3 protein-coding genes are annotated in these 2,727 nt (G+C 65.5%); 1 reads left to right on the top strand and 2 read right to left on the bottom strand.

The window, feature by feature from the left end:
* Positions 1–145: sugar transferase (locus ACHFFZ_RS03835; protein ID WP_394275343.1), on the bottom strand; the 145-nt coding region annotated here is incomplete at its 3' end.
* Positions 145–1,305, bottom strand: coding sequence for a DegT/DnrJ/EryC1/StrS family aminotransferase (locus ACHFFZ_RS03830; protein ID WP_394275342.1), 1,161 nt, complete (start codon positions 1,303–1,305; stop codon positions 145–147). The genes ACHFFZ_RS03830 and ACHFFZ_RS03835, both read right to left, overlap by 1 nt.
* 126 nt (positions 1,306–1,431) lie before the next feature.
* On the opposite strand from ACHFFZ_RS03830, the gene ACHFFZ_RS03825 reads away from it, so the two are divergent.
* Complete coding sequence (locus ACHFFZ_RS03825) at positions 1,432–2,676, top strand: glycosyltransferase family 4 protein (RefSeq protein ID WP_394275341.1); 1,245 nt, start codon at positions 1,432–1,434, stop codon at positions 2,674–2,676.
* The last annotated feature ends 51 nt before the right edge of the window (positions 2,677–2,727 follow it).

Below are 2,727 nucleotides of genomic sequence, written 5' to 3'. Positions count from 1 at the left end.
AACTCAGGCCCACGCGCTCCTGCCGGAAGAGAATCCCGCCGGGGGATTCTGCGGCAACCGCCACAGCGGCAATCAGCATGGCAGGGCTCGCCACCAGCAGGAGTGCCGACCCGAGCGCCACGTCGAGGCCTCGTTTGGCGTCCATCACGCGAGCAACTCGCGCACAGCGGCAACGACCCTGTCCACCTGGTCGTCTGTCATTGCAGAGAAGATTGGCAGGCTCACGGCACGGTTGAAGGCTTCGCTCGCCACGGGGAAGTCCGCCTCCTGCAGGGACCCACTCTCTTGCCAGTACGGGTGCAGGTGCAGGGGAATGAAGTGCACGCTGCACAGCACCCCCAGGCGAGACATCTGTTCGATGAACTCGTTTCGGCTCATCGGCGCTTCGTCGGTGAGGCGGAGAACGAACAGGTGCCAGGAGTGTTGGGAGCCCTCGTCGGCGTCCGGGGGGAGCACCACCGGCAGGTCTGCGAAGGCCTCGAGGTAGCGCTTGGCGATCGCGGCACGTGCGTCACGCATCTGTCCCGCCCGGCGCAGTTGCACCCGCCCCATGGCGGCGGCTGTGTCGGTGAGGTTGTACTTGAACCCGGGGGCCACCACCTCGTACTGCCACGACGGCTTGTCACTGGTGTAACGGTCGAAGACATCGCGGCTGATGCCGTGCAGACGCATGGTTCGCATCCGCTTGGCGAGGGCTCCATCGCGGGTCACCACCATTCCACCTTCCCCCGTGGTCATGGTCTTGGTGGCGTAGAAGCTGAAGACCACGCAGTCGCTGGACCCCAGGCCCACGCGGACTCCGTTGTGGATGGTTGGGTGCGCATGTGCCGCGTCCTCCACCACTCGCAGGCCGTTGCGCTGCGCAAAGGCGGCGACGGCATCGAGGTCCACGGCCAAACCCGCGAAGTGCACCGGCATGATCACCTTGGTGCGATCGGTGACCGCGCGCTGCGCCGCCTCGAGGTCGATGTTGAGCGTCACCGGGTCGACGTCCACGATGACGGGGGTCGCGCCGCAGTAGCGCACCACTTCGGCCGTGGAGGTGAAAGTCCAGTCCGGGACGAGCACCTCGTCCCCGGGCCGGACTTGCAACGCGTCGAGCGCCAAGTGCAGGCCAGCAGTTGCGGAGTTCACGGCAACGGAGTTGACGGCCGCGTCCCCCAGCTCGGCCGAGAACTCCACCTCGAAGGCTGCGGCGTTCTGGCCGGTGGTCAACCACCCGGATCGCAGCGCCTTGGTCACAGCGGCAATCTCCGCTTCACCGATGTCGGGCACGGCGAACGGGATCCGATCGTCGACGGTCACGTCAAAACTCCTCGTTGGACTTGTCCCCCGACTTTTCCGAATCTCTGGTTAGACTATCGATCGCCGCCCCCATGGCAAACACGACATACATAATTTCGGCCCCTTACCCCCGAGAGGAGGCCAGCAATGCGGTTCGGTCTTCTCACGCAGTGGTACGACCCTGAGCCGGGTCCTGCTTCGCTGCCCGGTACCTTGGCCCGTGGCCTTGTGGACCGGGGTCACGAGGTCAGTGTGGTGACTGGCTTTCCCAACTACCCCACAGGCAAGCTCGTCGACGGCTATCGGATCAGAGCGTGCCAGCACGAGGTCCTTGACGGCGTCCATGTGACTCGCACCGCACTGTGGCCCTCCCACAACGCGTCGGCGATCTCTCGACTGCTCACCTACGGGTCTTTCGGGGCGACTGCAGCATCTGTCGGGCTGGGGAGTCTGCGCGGCCTTGACGCCTTGTGGGTGAACTATTCCCCGGTGACCTTGGCCCCCGCCATGCTCCTTGCGACGAAGGTGCTCGGTGTCCCCAGCATCGCCCACGTTGCCGATCTGTGGCCTGACACCCTCGCCGCCTCTGGCGTCGACGAGTCCGCCTTCGTGGGCAGAATTGCGATGCTTGGCAGCGGTGCTGCAGCCAAGGCCATGTACGACGTGGCCAGCTTCGTGAGCTTCATCTCCCCCGGCGTCGAGGCCGAACTGGTTTCCCGGGGAGTCCCGCAGCACAAGTTGGCGTACACGCCCATGTGGGCCAACGAAGACCTGTTTCGTCCTGGCGCCGAACCGATGCGTGAGGAGCTCGGACTTCCCGAGGATGCCGTCGTTCTGGTCTATGCCGGATCGATCGGCGAGGCCCAAGGTCTTCAGCCCCTGATCGAAGCCTGCGCAGCGGTGGCGGACCCCCGGTTTGTTCTGTTGATTGCTGGTTCCGGTACGGCAGAACAGAGTCTGAAGGACCGGGTGGCCCAGCTGGGTCTGACGAACGTCCGGTTCCTCGGGCGAGTGGCACCAGACAGGATGTCCAACCTGTTGGCCACCGCGGATGCCGCCTACATCGGCCTGAACGAGCATCCCTTGGCCCAGATGACCATGCCCAGCAAGACCCAGGCCACCTTGGCGGCCGGCTGTCCACTGTTGGTGGCCGGGCGCGGGGATGTGGCCAAGGTGGCCCAGGAGAGCGGAGCCGGTTGGTGCGTGCCCAGTGGGGACACTGCAGCGCTGGCCGGTGCCATCAACCAGATCTGTGCGGCCGAGCCGGGGGAACTCGACCGTCTGGGCCGTCAGGCCCGCACCTTCTATGAACAGACATTCGCGGTCCGCGCGGGTGTCGACCGTTTGGAACGCCTGCTCGTCGCGGCGGCGTCCGGAAAGAAGACCGCGTGAGCACCCTGGAACTCAGCAAGAGCACTGTCGCCATCACTGGAGGCACTAGGG

The organism is Luteococcus sp. (genome assembly GCF_043424415.1).
Classification (GTDB): domain Bacteria; phylum Actinomycetota; class Actinomycetes; order Propionibacteriales; family Propionibacteriaceae; genus Luteococcus.
Note: the sequence above shows the minus strand (reverse complement) of the source record. Positions and strands in the feature narration are given on the sequence as shown.